Origin of the sequence: Roseateles toxinivorans (assembly GCF_004362525.1) — a bacterium.
In the GTDB taxonomy this organism is placed as follows: Bacteria; Pseudomonadota; Gammaproteobacteria; order Burkholderiales; family Burkholderiaceae_C; genus Paucibacter; species Paucibacter toxinivorans.
Genome location: NZ_SNXS01000002.1, coordinates 153,745 through 169,964, shown reverse-complemented (window position 1 = coordinate 169,964; position 16,220 = coordinate 153,745). Strand labels below are relative to the sequence as shown.

The 16,220-nt window shown below is 66.4% G+C and carries 20 protein-coding genes; 10 read left to right on the top strand and 10 right to left on the bottom strand.

Annotated features, from left to right (window positions below):
• Positions 1-9: 9 nt before the first annotated feature.
• Positions 10-348, top strand: coding sequence for a hypothetical protein (locus tag DES47_RS06445; protein WP_133699867.1), 339 nt, complete (start codon positions 10-12; stop codon positions 346-348).
• On the opposite strand, the gene DES47_RS06440 is transcribed toward DES47_RS06445, so the two are convergent.
• Positions 345-932, bottom strand: a complete 588-nt coding sequence (locus tag DES47_RS06440; protein WP_133699866.1) for an IMPACT family protein — start codon at positions 930-932, stop codon at positions 345-347. The two genes, DES47_RS06445 and DES47_RS06440, sit on opposite strands and share 4 nt — an antisense overlap.
• Positions 933-970: 38 nt before the next feature.
• Between DES47_RS06440 and tgt the strand changes: the two genes are divergently transcribed.
• The 3 genes from tgt to DES47_RS06425 all read left to right on the top strand — a co-directional run bounded on the left by tgt (position 971) and on the right by DES47_RS06425 (position 3,908).
• Positions 971-2,101: a tRNA guanosine(34) transglycosylase Tgt gene (gene tgt / locus DES47_RS06435; RefSeq protein ID WP_133699865.1), complete on the top strand. Its 1,131-nt coding sequence runs from the start codon at positions 971-973 to the stop codon at positions 2,099-2,101.
• A gap of 8 nt (positions 2,102-2,109) precedes the next feature.
• Entirely contained in the window at positions 2,110-2,610 is a 501-nt protein-coding gene (locus DES47_RS06430) for a hypothetical protein (RefSeq protein WP_166651879.1), read from the top strand.
• Positions 2,611-2,681: 71 nt separating this feature from the next.
• Positions 2,682-3,908 (top strand): alpha/beta hydrolase family protein, encoded by a 1,227-nt coding sequence (locus DES47_RS06425; protein ID WP_133699864.1) that lies wholly within the window; start codon positions 2,682-2,684, stop codon positions 3,906-3,908.
• 1 nt (position 3,909) lies between these two features.
• Here the strand turns inward: DES47_RS06425 and DES47_RS06420 are convergent, their stop codons facing one another.
• From DES47_RS06420 to DES47_RS06400, 5 genes are all read right to left on the bottom strand, one after another.
• Positions 3,910-4,728 (bottom strand): DODA-type extradiol aromatic ring-opening family dioxygenase, encoded by an 819-nt coding sequence (locus DES47_RS06420; RefSeq protein WP_133699863.1) that lies wholly within the window; start codon positions 4,726-4,728, stop codon positions 3,910-3,912.
• Complete coding sequence (locus DES47_RS06415; RefSeq protein WP_133699862.1) at positions 4,725-5,039, bottom strand: aromatic ring-opening dioxygenase subunit LigA; 315 nt, start codon at positions 5,037-5,039, stop codon at positions 4,725-4,727. The genes DES47_RS06420 and DES47_RS06415 overlap by 4 nt, the downstream gene beginning before the upstream one ends.
• The gene (locus DES47_RS06410) at positions 5,036-5,719 is read right to left on the bottom strand and encodes a glutathione S-transferase N-terminal domain-containing protein (RefSeq protein ID WP_133699861.1); all 684 of its coding nucleotides are present in this window, start codon (positions 5,717-5,719) and stop codon (positions 5,036-5,038) included. The genes DES47_RS06415 and DES47_RS06410 overlap by 4 nt, the downstream gene beginning before the upstream one ends.
• 65 nt (positions 5,720-5,784) lie before the next feature.
• Entirely contained in the window at positions 5,785-6,465 is a 681-nt protein-coding gene (locus tag DES47_RS06405) for a CAAX prenyl protease-related protein (protein WP_133699860.1), read from the bottom strand.
• Positions 6,466-6,579: 114 nt separating this feature from the next.
• Positions 6,580-7,434 (bottom strand): 23S rRNA (adenine(2030)-N(6))-methyltransferase RlmJ, encoded by an 855-nt coding sequence (locus DES47_RS06400; protein WP_133699859.1) that lies wholly within the window; start codon positions 7,432-7,434, stop codon positions 6,580-6,582.
• A gap of 110 nt (positions 7,435-7,544) precedes the next feature.
• On the opposite strand from DES47_RS06400, the gene DES47_RS06395 reads away from it, so the two are divergent.
• Positions 7,545-8,630 (top strand): alkene reductase, encoded by a 1,086-nt coding sequence (locus DES47_RS06395; RefSeq protein WP_133699858.1) that lies wholly within the window; start codon positions 7,545-7,547, stop codon positions 8,628-8,630.
• On the opposite strand, the gene DES47_RS06390 is transcribed toward DES47_RS06395, so the two are convergent.
• Complete coding sequence (locus tag DES47_RS06390) at positions 8,627-9,202, bottom strand: MOSC domain-containing protein (protein WP_133699857.1); 576 nt, start codon at positions 9,200-9,202, stop codon at positions 8,627-8,629. The two genes, DES47_RS06395 and DES47_RS06390, sit on opposite strands and share 4 nt — an antisense overlap.
• Positions 9,203-9,525: 323 nt before the next feature.
• Here DES47_RS06390 and DES47_RS06385 point away from each other — a divergent pair, with 323 nt between their 5' ends.
• Entirely contained in the window at positions 9,526-11,391 is a 1,866-nt protein-coding gene (locus DES47_RS06385) for a phosphoenolpyruvate carboxykinase (GTP) (RefSeq protein WP_133699856.1), read from the top strand.
• A gap of 130 nt (positions 11,392-11,521) precedes the next feature.
• On the opposite strand, the gene DES47_RS06380 is transcribed toward DES47_RS06385, so the two are convergent.
• Positions 11,522-11,761 carry a hypothetical protein gene (locus tag DES47_RS06380; protein WP_133699855.1) on the bottom strand — a complete coding sequence of 80 codons (240 nt, stop codon included), beginning with the start codon at positions 11,759-11,761 and terminating at the stop codon, positions 11,522-11,524.
• 130 nt (positions 11,762-11,891) lie between these two features.
• Between DES47_RS06380 and DES47_RS06375 the strand changes: the two genes are divergently transcribed.
• Genes DES47_RS06375 through DES47_RS06365 form a run of 3 tightly spaced genes read left to right on the top strand, consistent with a single transcriptional unit; the run spans position 11,892 to position 14,425 of the window.
• Entirely contained in the window at positions 11,892-12,866 is a 975-nt protein-coding gene (locus DES47_RS06375) for a LysR family transcriptional regulator (protein WP_133699854.1), read from the top strand.
• On the top strand, positions 12,863-13,636 hold the full coding sequence (locus DES47_RS06370; RefSeq protein ID WP_133699853.1) for a UPF0149 family protein: 774 nt from the start codon (positions 12,863-12,865) through the stop codon (positions 13,634-13,636). Before DES47_RS06375 ends, DES47_RS06370 begins: the two co-directional genes overlap by 4 nt.
• Positions 13,637-13,645: 9 nt before the next feature.
• Complete coding sequence (locus tag DES47_RS06365) at positions 13,646-14,425, top strand: metallophosphoesterase (protein WP_133699852.1); 780 nt, start codon at positions 13,646-13,648, stop codon at positions 14,423-14,425.
• Between the two features lies 1 nt (position 14,426).
• Here the strand turns inward: DES47_RS06365 and DES47_RS06360 are convergent, their stop codons facing one another.
• Complete coding sequence (locus DES47_RS06360) at positions 14,427-14,633, bottom strand: hypothetical protein (RefSeq protein ID WP_133699851.1); 207 nt, start codon at positions 14,631-14,633, stop codon at positions 14,427-14,429.
• A gap of 359 nt (positions 14,634-14,992) precedes the next feature.
• Between DES47_RS06360 and DES47_RS06355 the strand changes: the two genes are divergently transcribed.
• The gene (locus tag DES47_RS06355) at positions 14,993-15,196 is read left to right on the top strand and encodes a hypothetical protein (protein ID WP_133699850.1); all 204 of its coding nucleotides are present in this window, start codon (positions 14,993-14,995) and stop codon (positions 15,194-15,196) included.
• 7 nt (positions 15,197-15,203) lie between these two features.
• Here the strand turns inward: DES47_RS06355 and DES47_RS06350 are convergent, their stop codons facing one another.
• Positions 15,204-16,136, bottom strand: a complete 933-nt coding sequence (locus DES47_RS06350) for a LysR family transcriptional regulator ArgP (RefSeq protein WP_133699849.1) — start codon at positions 16,134-16,136, stop codon at positions 15,204-15,206.
• Positions 16,137-16,220: the final 84 nt, after the last annotated feature.

Below are 16,220 nucleotides of genomic sequence, written 5' to 3'. Positions count from 1 at the left end.
GGCCCCGCGATGGCCAAGCGACCACCACGCAGCCATCACCACAGCGTCTACGTCGTCGAGCTGGCCGATCAGGTCTGGAACGAGCCGCGCTTTCGCAAGGCCAACCCGGACTACCAGCTGGGCAAGCCTTTCGTTTACGTGGGCATGACCGGCGTCGACCCGGACCTGCGCTTCGACAAGCACAAGGCCGGCATCCAGTCGAATCGCTATGTGTTCGACTACGGCCTGCGCCTGCTGCCCCAGCTGTACGAGTGCTACAACCCGATGCCGTACGACGGAGCACGTGACATGGAGGTGGAACTGGCGATTGCGCTGCGCGAGGCCGGCTACGGGGTCTGGCAAGCCTAGGCCGTGAGCCAGCCGATGCGCCCTTGGGTCGCATCGTTCAATCGACTGACCAGCGTCGCCGAGCCGCTCTCCGCCAGGCTGAACCACAGCTCGACCTGGCTGCCATGCTCGACCTGGGTCAGTGTGGCCTGGGCGGCGTCCAGCTCACGCCGCAGCACCCCCTCCTGGGCATAGGGCACGGTACAGCGCAGCTGCACCAGGCGCTGCAGCGGCACCTTGGTGGCGGTCAGCAGGGCCTGGGCCACGCTGTCGGTATAGGCTCGCACCAGGCCGCCGGCGCCGAGCTTGACGCCACCCCAGTAGCGCACCACGGTGGCCAGCACGCCCTCGAGATCCTGATGGCGCATTACCTCCAGCATCGGTCGGCCGGCGGTGCCGCTGGGCTCGCCGTCATCGACCGCCGCCGACTGGCCGCCGGCCAGCAGGGCCCAGCAAACGTGCACAGCACCCACATGCTGGGTACGAAGCTCTGCGACCCTCACCAGCGCTGTCGCCCGGTCCGCGCAGGGCTCGACACAGCCGATGAAGCGGCTCTTCTTGATGATCAGTTCGCTGTGTACGGCCTGGGCGAGGGAATAGGGCATAGGGTGAATTGTCCCGCGCCTGCGACAATCGCCCCATCATGCTGAAGTTCGACCTGCTCAAGACCGAAGGCCGCGCCCGCCGCGGCACGCTCACCCTCAACCATGGCGTCGTGCAGACGCCCATCTTCATGCCGGTGGGCACTTACGGCACCGTCAAGGGGGTGATGCCGCGCTCGCTCGAAGAAATGGGTGCGCAAATCATCCTCGGCAACACCTTCCATCTGTGGCTGCGGCCGGGCCTGGACATCCTCCAACAGTTCGGCGGACTGCACAAATTCGAGGCCTGGAACAAGCCCATCCTCACCGACAGCGGTGGCTTCCAGGTCTGGAGCCTCGGCGAGATGCGCAAGATCTCGGAGGAGGGCGTCAAGTTCGCCTCGCCGGTGAATGGCGACAAGCTGTTCCTGACGCCCGAGATCAGCATGCAGATCCAGACCGTGCTGAACAGCGACATCGTGATGCAGTTCGATGAGTGCACCCCCTACGACACCAAGGGCCACATCACGACCGAGAAGGAAGCCCGGCTGTCGATGGAGCTGAGCCTGCGCTGGGCCAAGCGCTGCCAGGACGAGTTCGAGAAGCTTGAGAACCCGAACGCCCTGTTCGGCATCGTCCAGGGCGGCATGTTCGAGAACCTGCGTGACGAATCGCTGGCCGGGCTGGCCGCGCTCGATCTGCCTGGCTATGCGATCGGTGGCCTCAGTGTGGGCGAGCCCAAGGCAGACATGATGCGGGTGCTGGCCCATATCGGCCACCAGCTGCCGGCCAACAAACCGCGCTACCTGATGGGCGTGGGCACGCCGGAGGATCTGGTCGAGGGCGTCAGTCAGGGCATAGATATGTTCGACTGCGTGATGCCCACGCGCAATGCGCGCAACGGCCATCTGTTCACCCGCTTCGGCGATCTGCGGCTGCGCAATGCGCGCTACAAGACCGACGACAAGCCGATCGACATGACGTGCAGCTGCCACGCCTGTGAGAGCTTCAGCCGCGCCTACCTGCACCACCTCGACCGCTGCGGCGAGATGCTGGGCCCGATGCTGACCAGCATCCACAACCTGCACTACTTCCTGAACCTGATGCGCGAGATGCGCGAGGCGCTGGACGCGGGCCGCTTCGAAGCCTGGCGCGTGCAGTTCCACGCCGACCGCGCGCGCGGCATCGAGTAGGTGCTGTGATGAGCCGGCTGCTGCGCGCGCTCAAGACCGTGGGCGGCTGGCTGCTGGCGCTGCTGATACTGTTCGAGGAATGGGGCTGGGCGCCGCTGTCGCGGCTGATGGCCCGCATCGGCGCGCTGCCGCTGTTCCGCCAGATCGAACGCTGGGTTGGTGGCTTGCCACCCTATGCCGCGCTCGCTCTGTTCATCGTGCCCACGGTGCTGCTGCTGCCGGTGAAGCTGCTGGCGCTGTGGCTGATCGGCATCGGCCGTGCGGGCCTGGGCTTGGCGGTGATTGTGCTGGCCAAGCTGGTGGGCACGGCGGTGATGGCGCGGCTGTTCCAGCTGACCCAGCCGGCGCTGATGCGCCTGGCCTGGTTCGCCCGGCTTTACACGCGCTGGTTGGCCTGGAAGACCGCCCTGCTGGCCCAGGTGCGCGCCTCGCGGGCCTGGCACGAGCTGAAGCGCGCCAGGCGGCTGGCCCGCCGCGCCTGGCTGCGCTGGCGTCTGCTTTTTGCTTGACGTACCCTGGGCTAGGATGCTGCCCACAGCCGCGGCACAGACCGCAGGATCCGCATCCAGGGGAGAATCTCATGAGTCATAGCTCAGCATCGGGCCTGCGTCCGAACCTGCTGTCGGCTTCGCTGTGCGCGCTGCTGCTGGCGGCCTGCGGCGGCGGCAGCCCCGGTATCGCTGATCCGGCCATTCCGCCGCCGGTGGTCGTCGTGCCGCCCGACCCCATCGTCCAGGTCAAGGGCCCCGGCGAGTTCAGGACTGCGACCAAGCTGAATAGCATCACCGCCGCCGACATCTCGATCGCCCTGCGAGACGCCGGCGCCAAGGCGCCCGACGTCGTGCCCAAGTACGAGGTCACCAACTACCGTATCGAGTACCTGACCCTGGACGCCGCCGGCAAGGAGGTGCTGGCCTCGGCGCTGGTCAGCGTGCCGGTCAAGCCCGTCAATGCGGTCAGCCCGGTGCTGGCCTATCAGCATGGCACGACGATGCGCAATGCCGAGGTGCCCAGCAACCACGCGGTGGCGGCGGAGGCGGCGGTGGTGATGGCATCAAGCGGCTACATCGTCGTCGCGGCCGACTACGTGGGCTATGGCGCATCGAAGGGCGTGCCCCATCCCTATCTGCTGGCCGCGCCATCGGCCGCCGTGGTGATGGACCTGCTGACCGCCACCCGCTACTGGCGCTATACCCAGAAGATCCTGGATAACAAGCAGCTCTTTCTCGGCGGCTATTCCGAGGGCGGCTACGTGACGATGGCCGCGCACCGTGTGCTGCAGGCCAGCACCAGCCCGGTGCGCAGCCAACTGGTCAGCGTCGTGACCGGCGCGGGCCCCTACAGCGTCGAGGTCACGATGGACCAGCTGCTGGACCGTGTGCGTACGGCCGCGCCCAAGCTCGCGCCGCTGCTGCAGCCCGGCCTGTTCAAGCTGCTCAGCGACACGGTGCGCCGCGATGTGCGCGACCTGCTGCTGAAGGAGCTGATGAGCGACCAGGCCGACGTCACGTTCACGCCGCACTTCATCGACAACTACCTGGCCGATGACAGCGCCGCGATGAATCTGCACAGCAATGTGCACAACTGGAAACCGGCGGTGCCGACCCGGCTGTACCACGGCCGTGACGACCGCACCGTGCCCTACCAGACGGCAGTGGCCACCTTGCAGGCGATGCAGACCCAGGGTGCTGGCGGCCTGGTCACCCTGACCGACTGCCCGGCCCAGCCGGCCGGCCATCTGGACTGCGTCAAGCCGTTCTGGAACTTCATGCTGGCGGAGTTCGCCACCCAGGCCAAGGACCTCTGAATCACCCCAAGGCCATGCGGCCGACGGTGACGCCGCAGGCGTACTCCGGAATCGGCTCGTAGCAGCGGATTTCGCCCAGGCCGCCGGCGGCCCCGGCCACGGCAATCAGGGTGCGGATCTCGAAGCCGCCCTGGCCGCCATCGCGATAGACCTCGGCATCGGTGTAGGCGGTCAGCGCCGCGGGTTCGTTGCGGGCCCAGCGTTGCAGAAAGTCCTGGTCCCAGGCGGTGTTGATCTTGCCGGTGTCGGGCGTGCAGGGCCAGTGCGAGATACCGCCGGTGCCGATGAGGGCAATGCGCTCCGGCTGCGCGTCGCAGGCAGCGCGCAACGCCTGGCCCATCGCATAGGCGCGGGGCAGCGGCGTCATCGGCGGGCACTGGCAGTTGATGTTGACCGGTATCACCGGCAGCTCGTAGCCGGGCGTCAGAAAGTGCAGCGGCACCATGATGCCGTGATCGAACTGCCATTCCTCGCAATAGGCCATGTCGATGCGCGGCAGCAGGCCGTCGAGCAGGCGGCGCGACAGTTCCTTGGCGCCGGGCACCCGCCGGCGCGGTATGCGCAGCCAGTCGGGATCCTCGATCGGGCCCTCGTAGTGCTCGGCCATGCCGATCGCGAAGGCAGGCATATTGTTCATGAAGAAGTTGGCGAAGTGCTCGGCGGCGATGACGATCAAGGCATCGGGCCGGCTCGCCTCCAGCTCGGCGCGCAAAGTGGCCAGCGCGTCGAAGTAGCGGCCACGCCTGGCCGGGTCGGCCCGCTCGGTGCGGGCCGTGATGCCCGGGCCATGGCTGCAGATGCCGGCAAAGACCAGGCTCATGAGAGATCTCCGTCGGTGGTCATCGCGTACAGTCCGGCGCGCACCGGCCCGTGCTCGCGCACGCCCTGGCGCATGGCCTGCAGATAGTCGTCCCAGGCCAGGCCCCACAGCGCGGCATAGTGCATCAGCAGCTGGCCGTTGACGCCCAACACATAGAGCAGGCCGATGTCGGGCGCGGCCAGCGCGCCAAGCTCCTCGGCGCTGAGCTCGTAGTCGGCAAGCACCGCCGCCGGGCCGGCCTTCAGCCGCTGGGCCAGGGCCGGGTCGCGGTTGACCTGGTAGATCAGCTTCTGCACCGCGTACAAGCTCATCGCGTCCACTCCAGCATGGGCGCCAGCGCATAGGCGCGTTGCGCATGTTCGGTGGCCACCACGCGCTGAACCGCCGGCCGCTGCCAGACGCGCTCGGCCAGCGCCTGGTAGTGGGGCCGCGCCGGCAGCTCGGCGCCTATGCGCTCGTCATAGGTCCAGAGAAAGAACACGAACAGATAGGCGTCGCAGACGCTGAAGCGCTCGCCCACCGCATAGCTCTTGCCCGCCAGGCGCTGCTCAATCGTCAGCAGGGCCTGGCGCAGCCGCTGCCGGCCCTGCAGGCGCACGGCGTCCTGGCCGGCCAGGCAGGCGCCCGCATAGTGCTCGGGCCGGAAGATGGCGCGAAAGCTCGGGTGCAGGCTGCTGGAAACGAAGTTCATCCACTCGTGCGAGCGGGCCCGCTGCAGGGTGCCCGGTCTTGCCAGCAGGCCCTGCTCGGGTGCTCGGTCGGCCACCCAGGTCAGGATGGCCTGCGATTCGGTCAGCAGCTGATCGCCCAGGCCCAGCGCCGGCACCGTGCCCAGCGGGTTGAGCGCCAGAAAGCGTGAATCGCGGTGCGCCTGGGTGCGTATGTCCACGCATTCGGCCGTGTAGGCCAGGCCGGATTCCTCCAGCGCGATATGCGAGGCCAGCGAGCAGGCCTTGGGGCTGTAGTAAAGGCGGAGGATTTCGGCGCTCATGACGGCGCAGCTTAGACGCCGCGCCTGGTGTGTTGCTCAAGCCGGGCTTGAGCTTTGCTGCAGACTCACCAGAACTGCCACTGCCCCGTCTGCACGACCCAGATGCCCAGCGCGCCGTTGGTGACCGCATGGGCGATCACCGCCGTCCACAGCTTGCCGGTGCGGCGGTACAGCCAGGCATAGGCCAGGCCGGCGATGATGGCGCCCAGCCACAGGGTGTGGGCAAGCATGAACAGAAAGGTCGAGATGGCGATGGCCCGCAGGCCGACACGACGCGGATCGACAGTCTCGAACTGCGGTGCCTGCACCCAGCGCATCAGAAAGCTGCGCCAGAACAGCTCTTCCATCACCGGCACCAGCAGCGCAGCACCGACCCAGCGCACGATGATCAGCGGCCACAGCAACTCGCCATTGGCATCGACCGGGTGGAAGGTGGCGGTGGCCTCGCCCAGCATCATCCATGGGGCGTCCAGCCGTATCCACAGCGCGAACACCGCCAGGCCCAGGCCTATGGACAGCAGCGTCTCAGAGGCCGTGGGCAGGTTCTGCCGCGCCAGCTCGCCATAGCCGCGCCAGTACCAGGCCAGCAGCCCACCGACCACGGCGACGCTCAGGCCATAGACCCAGCGCGGGTCAAGGCTTGCCAGGCCGGCATCGCCCAGCGCGCCGCGCAGCCCCAACAGCAGCATGAAGGCCAGAAACGGCACGATGCGCGCGAGGGCGGCAGGGCTGAAGTTGAGGTTCATGCGGGGCGGGAGAGTCCGTTTGTCGCCCTAGGCTAGCGCAGAAATGCTGCAGTTCCATGAGTGCCTGCACGGGGGCACTGTGCCGCCGTGCGATCTGCCACTCAATTGCAGGGCTCAGACGGAGCGCTGCTCCAGCACATAGTTTGCGCCGTCGAACTGGCCGAGCTTGTCCACCAGATAGGGCAGCTCGGCGGCCAGCATGTCGTGCAGCACAAAGGGCGGGTTGGCAATGAACAGGCCCGAGCCCAGCATGCCGAAGCCGCGCTCATCCGGCTGGGCGACCGTCAGGCGCACATGCAGCCAACCCTTCTTGGCCATGGTGTCGCCTGTGGCCTTCAGGCGTTGGGGCAGCTGCGCCGCCTCCAGCAGCTGGATCTGCGGGTACCAGACGATCAGCACCGTCTCGGCGAACTTCTGCAGGCCTTCGCGCACGGCGGTCAGCACCTTGGCGTAGTCGCTCTTGATCTCGTAGGACGGGTCCATCAGCACCACGGCGCGGCGCGACGGCGGCGGCAGCTCGCCCTTCAGCGCGGCAAAACCATCCTTGTCGCTGACCTGGGTGTTGGGCCTGTCCTTCATATAAGACTCGACGATGCGGAAATCGGTCGAGTGCAGCTCGAACAGGCGCATGCGGTCGTCGGGCCGCAGCAGGCCCTTGGCGATGGCCGGCGAGCCCGGGTACTGGCGCAGCTGGCCGTCCTCGTTGAAATCCTTGACCTGCTGCACATAGGCGGCCAGGCCGGGCGGCAGGTCCTTGCGGTCGAAAAGTTTGCCCACACCCATCGCGTACTCGCCCTTCTTCTGGGCGTAGCGGCCTTCCAGCGAATAGCCGCCGGCGCCCGCGTGGGTGTCGATCAGGGTATAGGGTTTGTCTTTTTCCCCCATATAGCGCAGCACCTGGCCGAGTACCAGGTGTTTGAGTACATCGGCATGGTTGCCGGCGTGAAAGGCGTGTCTGTAAGCAAGCATGGGGGCAATGTAGCCGTTGTTTGACCTAGCACGAACTCCTGCGGGGCGCTGACGCGAGGTTTTATCAAAACTGCGTACCCTTGGAGGCATCCATTCCCGAAAGCAGTCCCATGACCTCCCTGTTCGACCCGATCCGCCTTGGCGATGTAGAACTTTCCAACCGCGTCGTGATGGCGCCGCTGACGCGCAACCGCGCCATCCACCAGCTGCCCAACGCGTTGCATGTCGAGTATTACCGTCAGCGCGCCAGCGCTGGGCTGATCATCAGCGAGGGCACGCAAATCTGTCCCGAGGGCCAGGGCTATCTGGACACCCCCGGCATCCACACGCCCGAGCAGGTGGCGGCCTGGCGCAAGGTGACGGACGCGGTGCACGCCGAGGGCGGCCGTATCGCCGTCCAGCTGTGGCATGTGGGCCGCATCTCGCTGAAGGCCTTTCAGCCGGGCGGCCAGGCGCCGGTATCGTCGACAGCGAAGCCGGCGACGACCAAGACCTATGCCACCGAGGGCTTCGTCAATGTCGATGTCCCGCGCGCGCTGCGCACCGACGAGATTCCGGGCCTGATCCAGGCCTATGTCCATGCCGCCCGCTGCGCGATAGAGGCCGGCTTCGACGCCGTCGAAGTACATGGCGCCAATGGCTACCTGCTGGACCAGTTCCTGCGCGACAGCGTCAATGACCGCACCGATGCCTATGGCGGCTCCATCGAGAATCGCGCCCGTTTGCTGATCGAGGTGATGACGGCCATCGCTGGCGCCATCGGCCCCGGCCGCACCGGTCTGCGCCTGAGCCCGGTCACGCCCAGCAACGACATCGGCCAGGACAGCAACCCCCAGGCCCTGTTCAACTACGTGGCCGAGCAGCTGGCGCCGCTGAAGCTGGCCTTCTTGCATGTCGTCGAGGGCGCCACCGGTGGCCCGCGCGATGTCGCCCCGTTCGACTTCGAGGCGATGCGCCAGAAGTTCGGCGGCTCCTGGATGGTCAACAACGGCTACAGCCGCGAGATGGCGATGGATGTCATCGCCAAGGGCCTGGCAGACACGGTGGCCTTCGGTCGCGCCTTCATCGGCAACCCCGATCTGGTGCAGCGTCTGCGCCAGAACAGCGAGTTACAGGAATCGAACCGCGCCACCTACTATGGCGGCGGCGCTGAGGGCTATATCGACTATCCGACGCTGGCTCAGTCCAAGGCTTAGAGCTTGCGGCCCGCCGAGCGGCTGCGGAACAGCTCGCTGATGCCGACCTCGCGTGGGCCCGCTATCAGCTCGAAGGCCTCGCCGGGCCGCAGCAGGCCCGGTGAGCGCACGCTCAGGTAGAAGCCGCACCAGCCGCTCTGCGTCATCATCTTGACGGCCTGGTTGAAGCCCATCACCGCGTTGAACTTGAAGCAGGGAAAGCGCGGTTCGCTGACGGCCAGCTCGCAGCCGGGGAAGCGCAGCACATCGCCGATCCAGACCTGGTTCTCCAGCAGGCCGCTCAGCGACAGGTTCTCCCCCATGCTGCCCGGTGGCAGATCAGCGTCGGGCTCGGCCGCCCTGGCCTGGGCCCGCACGGTCTGCCAGAACGGGTAATGCTCCTGCGGATAGGCATAGACCGCCTTGGCCAGGCCGCCATGGACGCTGAGGTCGGCCTGCTCGTCGCCGGTCAAGCCCATGGGGCCGACCTGCACCGGCCCGTCTACCGCGCGCTTGCGTATGCCCGACATCACGGTCTGGCCTTCGGCCTGCAGCGCCGCGGCTCGGCCCACATTGATATGCAGCAGTTTCATTGGAGTGATGAAAGTCAAGGATTCGTGACGGATCTTACGAGTGCGTCAGCCCCCAATCGTCGCTTGCATCACCTTATTCCGCAATTGCATGACCCCCGGGGATGCGGTAGTTACGGCGTGGTTACATTGGGGTGACAATCGCTTCCCCGCCGGCCGTTTGGATCAAAACGCCCGGATGGCCGGCCCACAAAGCCGGTCAGGCGCCGGACCTGCGCGACCCGCAGCGAAGGCGGAATTGGGCCAGCCCCGCGAGAGGCGCTTTGCCATGTGCCTCGCAACGAGGCTCGCCCAATTCTGCTTTTTGACATTGATTGGGACTCACCATGAACCGACCCGCCATGGAAGGGCTGCGCTTGAACGTGCCCGCCTACGTGAAACACGCCCGTCTGATTGCCTGGGTTGCGGAAGTAGCCGCGCTCACGCAAGCCAGCGATGTCTATTGGTGTGACGGCAGCCAGGCCGAGTACGACCGGCTGTGCGCCCAGCTGGTCGAGGCCGGCACCTTCAAGAGGCTGAACCCCGAGCTGCGTGCCAACAGCTATCTGGCCTGCAGCGACCCCAGCGACGTGGCGCGCGTCGAAGACCGCACCTATATCTGTTCCGAGCGCAAGGAAGACGCCGGCCCGACCAATAACTGGATGGCACCGGCCGAGATGCGCCAACTGCTGCAGTCGGGTGACAAGGCCTTGTTCAAGGGCGCGATGCGTGGCCGCACCCTTTACGTCGTGCCCTTCAGCATGGGCCCGCTGGGCTCGCCGATCGCGCACATCGGCGTCGAGCTGAGCGACAGCCCCTATGTGGCCGTGAACATGCGCATCATGACCCGCATGGGTCGTGGCGCGCTGGACGTGCTGGGCGAGAACGGCGAGTTCGTGCCCTGCGTGCACACCGTCGGCGCGCCGCTGGCCGAGGGCCAGCAAGACGTGGCCTGGCCCTGCAACAGCACCAAGTACATCGTCCACTATCCCGAAACGCACGAGATCTGGTCCTACGGCTCCGGCTACGGCGGCAACGCGCTGCTGGGCAAGAAGTGCTTCGCGCTGCGCATCGCCTCGACGATGGGCCGTTACCAGGGCTGGCTGGCCGAGCACATGCTGATACTGGGCGTCACCAATCCGGCCGGCAAGAAGTACCACGTCGCCGCCGCCTTCCCCAGCGCCTGCGGCAAGACGAACTTCGCGATGCTGATCCCGCCGGCCGGCCTGAACGGCTGGAAGGTCACCACCATCGGCGACGACATCGCCTGGATCAAGCCGGGCCAGGACGGCCGCCTGTACGCGATCAACCCCGAGGCCGGCTACTTCGGTGTCGCTCCGGGCACCAACACGCTGACCAACTTCAACTGCATGGCCAGCCTGACCCATGACGTGATCTTCACCAATGTCGCGCTGACCGATGACGGCGATGTGTGGTGGGAAGGCATGACCGACACGCCGCCGGCCCATCTGATCGACTGGCAAGGCAAGGACTGGACACCGGCCATCGCAAAGGAAACCGGCGCCAAGGCCGCCCATCCGAACGCTCGCTTCACGGTGGCCGCGCTGAACAACCCGGTGCTCGATGCCGAATGGGACAACCCCGCCGGCGTGGCCATCGATGCCTTCATCTTCGGCGGCCGCCGTTCAACGACGGTGCCCCTGGTCAGCGAAGCCCGCACCTGGATGGAAGGCGTCTACATGGCCGCCACCATGGGTTCGGAGACCACCGCCGCCGCCGCCGGTCAGCAGGGCGTGGTGCGCCGCGACCCGTTCGCCATGCTGCCCTTCTGCGGCTACAACATGAGCGACTATTTCCAGCACTGGCTGGACATGGAGCACAAGCTTGAGTCCCTGGGCGGCCAGCTGCCCAAAATTTTCTGCGTCAACTGGTTCCGCAAGGGCCCGGACGGCAAGTTCGTCTGGCCCGGCTATGGCGAGAACATGCGCGTGCTGAAGTGGATGCTGGAGCGCGTCGAGGGCACCGGCAAGGCCGAGGAACACCTGTTCGGCCTCAGCCCCGGCTACGGCGATCTGCAATGGGACGGCCTGGACTTCAGCCCCGCCCAGTTCGAGCAGGTCACCCACATCGACAAGGCCGCCTGGAAGGCCGAGCTGGAACTGCACACGGCCCTGTTCGAGCAGCTGAGCTACCACCTGCCGGCGGAGCTTCAAGCCACCAAGGCCCAGATCGAGGCCCGCCTGGCCGACTGATCACCTGCAACCAGACGTAGAAAAGCCCGCTTTGAAGCGGGCTTTCTCAATATTGGTTCTCAGCCGAAAGGCTTGTATCGCCTTTCGTCCTTCGCCAGGCACAAGCCCCTTCCGGGCCTTGTGTCCGGGCTCAGTTACGGCGTGCGTTGGCGGCGCGCAGTTCGGCGGCGAACGACGGCATGCTCATTTCGTACTGGTCGGCCAAGTTCAGCAGTTCGCGTTCGGCGGCGCGGTCGGCGGCGGCGGCGCGGTAGGCCTTGACGCTGGCCAGCAGGCTCAGCCAGGCGCGGGCGCCGATCGAGGACAGGGAGCCGCTGTGGCGGATGGAGTGGCGGGTCGGCAGACCGAAGGTTTGGGATGCGATGCTCATGGCGTTTCCTTGACTGTTGGGAGACCCTTTTGGAGTCGATGGCGAGAGTTTAGGGTTAACCCTAGACATTAAGCCAATGAAAGATGCGCATTGAAGGTATAAACAGATCGCATGCCTTCTGCACGACCTCATGAACTTCCGCACCCTCGATCTGAACCTGCTGCGCGTGTTCGACGCCGTCATGGCCGAGGGCAATCTGACCCGCGCCGCCGAGCGCCTGGCGATGACGCAGCCGGCCGTCAGCCACGCGCTGAAGCGGCTCAAGGAGGCGATGGGCGAGGACTTGTTCCAGCGCCAGGCCTTCGGCGTCAAGCCCTCATCCCATGCCGAGAGCCTGTGGCCCGAGGTGCGCGCGGCGCTGAACCGGCTGCGCCTGGCCCTGGATCCGGCCGACTTCAATCCGCAGGTCGACGAGCTGACCGTCCACCTGGCCATGGCCGACGCCACCGCCGCCATGCTGCTGCCGCCGCTGATGGTGGAGTTCGAACGCCTTGGCGTGCTGGCCAATATTCGAGTGCTGCCGCTGACCACCCGCGACCCACGGAGGCTGCTGGAGCAGGGCGAGGTCGATTGCGCGGTGGGCTATTTCCCGAATGCGGTAGCAACCCTGGCCTCCCAGGCCGGCATGGCGCCGATACGCAACTACCGCTTGTATGAGAGCGAGTATGTCTGTGTGATGCGACGCGGCCATCCGCTGGCCGATCAGGAACTGACCCTGGACGCCTACTGCGCCGCCCGCCACCTGCTGGTCAGCTTCTCGGGCCGGGCCCATGGTTTTGTCGATGAGTCGCTGGGCGCGCTGAACCGCAGTCGCCGCATCGTGCTGACGGTGAACCAGTTCTTCACCGCCGGCCGGGTGGTCGCGCACTCCGACCTGCTGACCGTGCTGCCGGCGTCTTTCATTGATGCGACCGGCTACAAGCGCGAGCTGATCGAGCGGCCGCTGCCGATGCCGCTGGCGCGCGTGCATGTCGAAATGCTGTGGCATCTGCGCAATGATGACCATCCTGCCCAGGCCTGGCTGCGCCAGCGGCTGATTGCTGCCGCCATCAACGCCCAGGCCCTGCCTGCAGCGCCCCGTAACCGACGACAATCGGACCTATGAAACACGCACCCCCCGACCAAAGCCGCCCGCTGACCCGCGACCTCACCGACTCCGAGTTCGCCGAGCTCGACGAGTTGCTGGCCCAGACGCCCGCGCCGCTGCAGGCGCTCGATCCCATCATGCTCGACGGCTATCTGTGCGGCGTGCTGGTGCAGCCCCGGCTGATTCCGCGCGAAGAGTGGCTGCCGCCGATCTTCGACTACGAAGGCGCCTCCTTGCCGGACGATATCGACGCCGCCTGGCTGGAACGCGTCACCGCCCTGGTCACCCGCCGCCACACGGCGCTGGGACGCACCCTGGCCGAGAACGGCTGGTTCGACCCGCTGGTGATGGATCTGGAGGCCGAAGAGGCTGCCGGCGACGCGCCGTCGGACGAAGAAGCGGCCGTGCTGGCAGGCATGAACCCGCTGTCGCGCTCGCTGATGCCCTGGGTGGCCGGCTTCCAGCATGCGACGCTGTCCTTCCCCGACCTGGCCGATCTGCCCAGCGAGGCGGTGATGTCGGCGCTCGCCCGGTTGTATCGCCACCTGCCGGCCGAGACCGATGAGGAGCGCGAGTTGCTGGCCACCTTGGAAAAGGAATTCCCGCTGAAGGACATCGACGACGCCGTCGAAGACATGGTCGCCACGGTGGCCGAGCTGAACGACCTGACCCGCGAGCAGCGCTACAAGGTCGAGGCGGTCAAGCGCGAGGCGCCCAAGGTCGGCCGCAACGACCCCTGCCCCTGCGGCAGCGGTCGCAAGTTCAAGGTCTGCCACGGGGCGAATTGACGCCTGAGCATGCAGTTTCAATTGCTGTCCGATCTCCATATGGAGACGGAGCCCTTCGACCCGGTGCCTGCACCGGACGCCGAGTTGCTGGTGCTGGCCGGCGACATCGACACCACCTGGGCCAGCCTCGAGCGCTTTCGCGGCTGGCCGGTGCCCATGCTGTTCGTGCCCGGTAATCATGAGTTCGATGGTCGCGACATCCACGAAGCCCGGGCCGGTCTGCGCGAGCTGACGGCGAGTCTGGACATGACGATGCTGGACTTCGACAGCTGCGTGCTGACCGACCGGGAGGGCCGGCGCGTGCGCTTTGTCGGCAACACGCGCTGGAGTGATTTTGAGGTATTCGGCGCCCAGCAGCTGGACCGTGCGATGCGGGCCGGCGCCTACTTCCAGCGGGTGATGGGGGCGACCCGAAACGGCGCGGTGTTCGACGCCAAGGCGGTGCGGGAGGAGGGGCTGTTGTGTCGCGACTGGCTGGCCAGGACCCTGGTCGAGCCGGTCGAGGGGCGCTGGGATGCGCAGGTGGCGATCACCCATTTCGCACCCAGCCTGAAGAGCGCCGACAGCCGCTACGGCAACCAGCCGGGCACGGCGAGTTTCTGCAACAACGATGAGGCGCTACTGCCCTTGGTGGATGTCTGGGTGCACGGCCATCTGCATTGCCGGCATGACTATCTGTTTGCCCACACGGGCGGCGCAACAAGGGTGCTCAGCAATGCCCGGGGCCTCTTGCGCAAGGGCGAGGCCGACGGCCATGACCCGCTCAAAACATTCGAGGTCTTTGTCTAGCTCAGCGCCGCGACAACCAGGACATCGGCGCTTCCTGCTTGTAGGCCTCGACGCCGGCCGCGTCCTTGACCGGCCAGTAGTCCATTTCCTCGTCGAGGCTGGCTTCCATGCCGAAGGCAGTGCCGAGGTCGGCCGGGTCCTGCTCATGCGGGACGCGCGCGCGGTCGGTGGAGCGGCGGAACTGGAGCATGGCGGGCAGGAATCTCATGGGGGCCTCACTGCGTACATCGGGGGTGTAGGTAGTTTCGTCCTCGTTGTAAAAAAGTGAACACCCCAATTGGGTGGACAACAACGGATTCATGGGCAAAACGCACACCGCATCCCTAAGCATGGGGGTGCTCCGGGCCTGCTTTGCCGTGGCTTGTGGGCCGAGGTTCACGCGGTGCTTGCGCCAGGGCCAGGAGGCCCTGGCCTTCGCCAGGCACAGTCAGTCCTCAGGACTGCCTGTGTCCGGGCTCAGCCTTGTTGCAATTTCGCACCGATTGGGGATGGTGCTCAGGTGTAAACCCTATATGCTGCGCACCTTGTCCCGGCTTTGTAACTCTCGGCTCAATCCATCACTTTGCAATGAAGCAGCAGTTCTTCAATTGCCTCACCTGGGGCGTGGTCGGCAGCGCGGTGCTCAGCTCCGTGTGGCTGGCCGCGAGCGTGCCGGTGATGGATCTGCAGGCCGCCAAGCTGATCGACCAGGACAGCAGCCTGATGCCCCTGCCCACGGAAGCCACTGCGGCCGGACCGGCTGCTTCGGCACCGGGAAGCGACCGGCGCTGAGAGGCGCTCACTCCTGAGCCAGGGCGCGGCGCGCGCCATCGGCCAGGGCCCTGCCCACTTCGGTCAGCAAGGCCACGCCAGGCTCTTGAGCGACGCTGTCGGGCAGCAGCTTCCATTGATGCCAGAACAGCGCCACGTCCAATGTCACCTCCGGCCGCAGGGCCACCAAGGCGCCGCTGGCTAGCAGCGGCCGTACCTGGAGCTCGGGTGCGACGCCAATGCCCCAGCCCATTTGCACGGCGTGCACATAGGCCTCCGACGACGGCACATAACGCTCCTGCAAAGTTGGCGCACGCAAACCAAAGGCGCGCGAGACCCATTGGACCTGGGTGTCGTCCTTGCGGTTGAAGACCAGAAACGGCAGCTGGGAGAAATTGACCGGCGTCAGGCCCTCGGGAAACCGCCCAGCGATCAGTGCCGGGCTGGCCACCGCGATGTAGCGCATCACGCCCAGCGGCTGGACCAGGCAGCCGCGCAGCGCTTCGCGCACGGTGCTGACGCAACCCAGCACCGCACCCTGGCGCAGCCAGTCGTGGGTGAAGTCCTGGTCATCGACGACCAGTTCCAGGCCGTAACCGGCTTGCAGACCCTGCTGCACCAGGCCGTCAAGCGCAGGCAACACCCAGGTCGCCAGGCTGTCGGCATTGACGGCAATCGGCAGCCGCTCCATCGCCGTCTGCTGCAGGCCCAGCTCGCGGGCCACATCGCTGCTCAGCGCCTGGATCTGCCGGGCCAAGCGCAGCAGCAGCTTGCCCTGCTCGGTCAGTCGTAGCGGCCGGGTGCGTATGACCAGCAACTGGCCGACCTGAGCCTCCAGCGCACGCAGGCGCTGCGACACGGCGCTCTGCGTGATGTTCAGGCGCTGGGCGGCACGCTCGAAGTTGCCCTCGTCGGCCAGGGCCGCCAGGCACTGCAGCGCGGCCAAGTCCAGGTCTTTCATAAGTAGATCTAATGTTGCGAGAGAAGTATGAATGTAGCTTCAACAATCGGGGGAAGCTACCGACAATGCGGGCACTGCCGCTGT

Excerpts from the sequence above, each read along its gene's own strand:
- DES47_RS06400 (WP_133699859.1), bottom strand. The coding sequence starts at position 7,434 with ATGCTTGCTTACAGACACGCCTTTCACGCCGGCAACCATGCCGATGTA.
- DES47_RS06380 (WP_133699855.1), bottom strand. The coding sequence starts at position 11,761 with ATGAGCATCGCATCCCAAACCTTCGGTCTGCCGACCCGCCACTCCATC.
- tgt (WP_133699865.1), top strand. The coding sequence starts at position 971 with ATGCTGAAGTTCGACCTGCTCAAGACCGAAGGCCGCGCCCGCCGCGGC.
- DES47_RS06395 (WP_133699858.1), top strand. The coding sequence starts at position 7,545 with ATGACCTCCCTGTTCGACCCGATCCGCCTTGGCGATGTAGAACTTTCC.
- DES47_RS06445 (WP_133699867.1), top strand. The coding sequence starts at position 10 with ATGGCCAAGCGACCACCACGCAGCCATCACCACAGCGTCTACGTCGTC.
- DES47_RS06370 (WP_133699853.1), top strand. The coding sequence starts at position 12,863 with ATGAAACACGCACCCCCCGACCAAAGCCGCCCGCTGACCCGCGACCTC.
- DES47_RS06425 (WP_133699864.1), top strand. The coding sequence starts at position 2,682 with ATGAGTCATAGCTCAGCATCGGGCCTGCGTCCGAACCTGCTGTCGGCT.
- DES47_RS06415 (WP_133699862.1), bottom strand. The coding sequence starts at position 5,039 with ATGAGCTTGTACGCGGTGCAGAAGCTGATCTACCAGGTCAACCGCGAC.
- DES47_RS06430 (WP_166651879.1), top strand. The coding sequence starts at position 2,110 with ATGAGCCGGCTGCTGCGCGCGCTCAAGACCGTGGGCGGCTGGCTGCTG.
- DES47_RS06440 (WP_133699866.1), bottom strand. The coding sequence starts at position 932 with ATGCCCTATTCCCTCGCCCAGGCCGTACACAGCGAACTGATCATCAAG.
- DES47_RS06375 (WP_133699854.1), top strand. The coding sequence starts at position 11,892 with ATGAACTTCCGCACCCTCGATCTGAACCTGCTGCGCGTGTTCGACGCC.
- DES47_RS06350 (WP_133699849.1), bottom strand. The coding sequence starts at position 16,136 with ATGAAAGACCTGGACTTGGCCGCGCTGCAGTGCCTGGCGGCCCTGGCC.
- DES47_RS06390 (WP_133699857.1), bottom strand. The coding sequence starts at position 9,202 with ATGAAACTGCTGCATATCAATGTGGGCCGAGCCGCGGCGCTGCAGGCC.
- DES47_RS06360 (WP_133699851.1), bottom strand. The coding sequence starts at position 14,633 with ATGAGATTCCTGCCCGCCATGCTCCAGTTCCGCCGCTCCACCGACCGC.
- DES47_RS06355 (WP_133699850.1), top strand. The coding sequence starts at position 14,993 with ATGAAGCAGCAGTTCTTCAATTGCCTCACCTGGGGCGTGGTCGGCAGC.
- DES47_RS06420 (WP_133699863.1), bottom strand. The coding sequence starts at position 4,728 with ATGAGCCTGGTCTTTGCCGGCATCTGCAGCCATGGCCCGGGCATCACG.
- DES47_RS06405 (WP_133699860.1), bottom strand. The coding sequence starts at position 6,465 with ATGAACCTCAACTTCAGCCCTGCCGCCCTCGCGCGCATCGTGCCGTTT.
- DES47_RS06410 (WP_133699861.1), bottom strand. The coding sequence starts at position 5,719 with ATGAGCGCCGAAATCCTCCGCCTTTACTACAGCCCCAAGGCCTGCTCG.
- DES47_RS06385 (WP_133699856.1), top strand. The coding sequence starts at position 9,526 with ATGAACCGACCCGCCATGGAAGGGCTGCGCTTGAACGTGCCCGCCTAC.
- DES47_RS06365 (WP_133699852.1), top strand. The coding sequence starts at position 13,646 with ATGCAGTTTCAATTGCTGTCCGATCTCCATATGGAGACGGAGCCCTTC.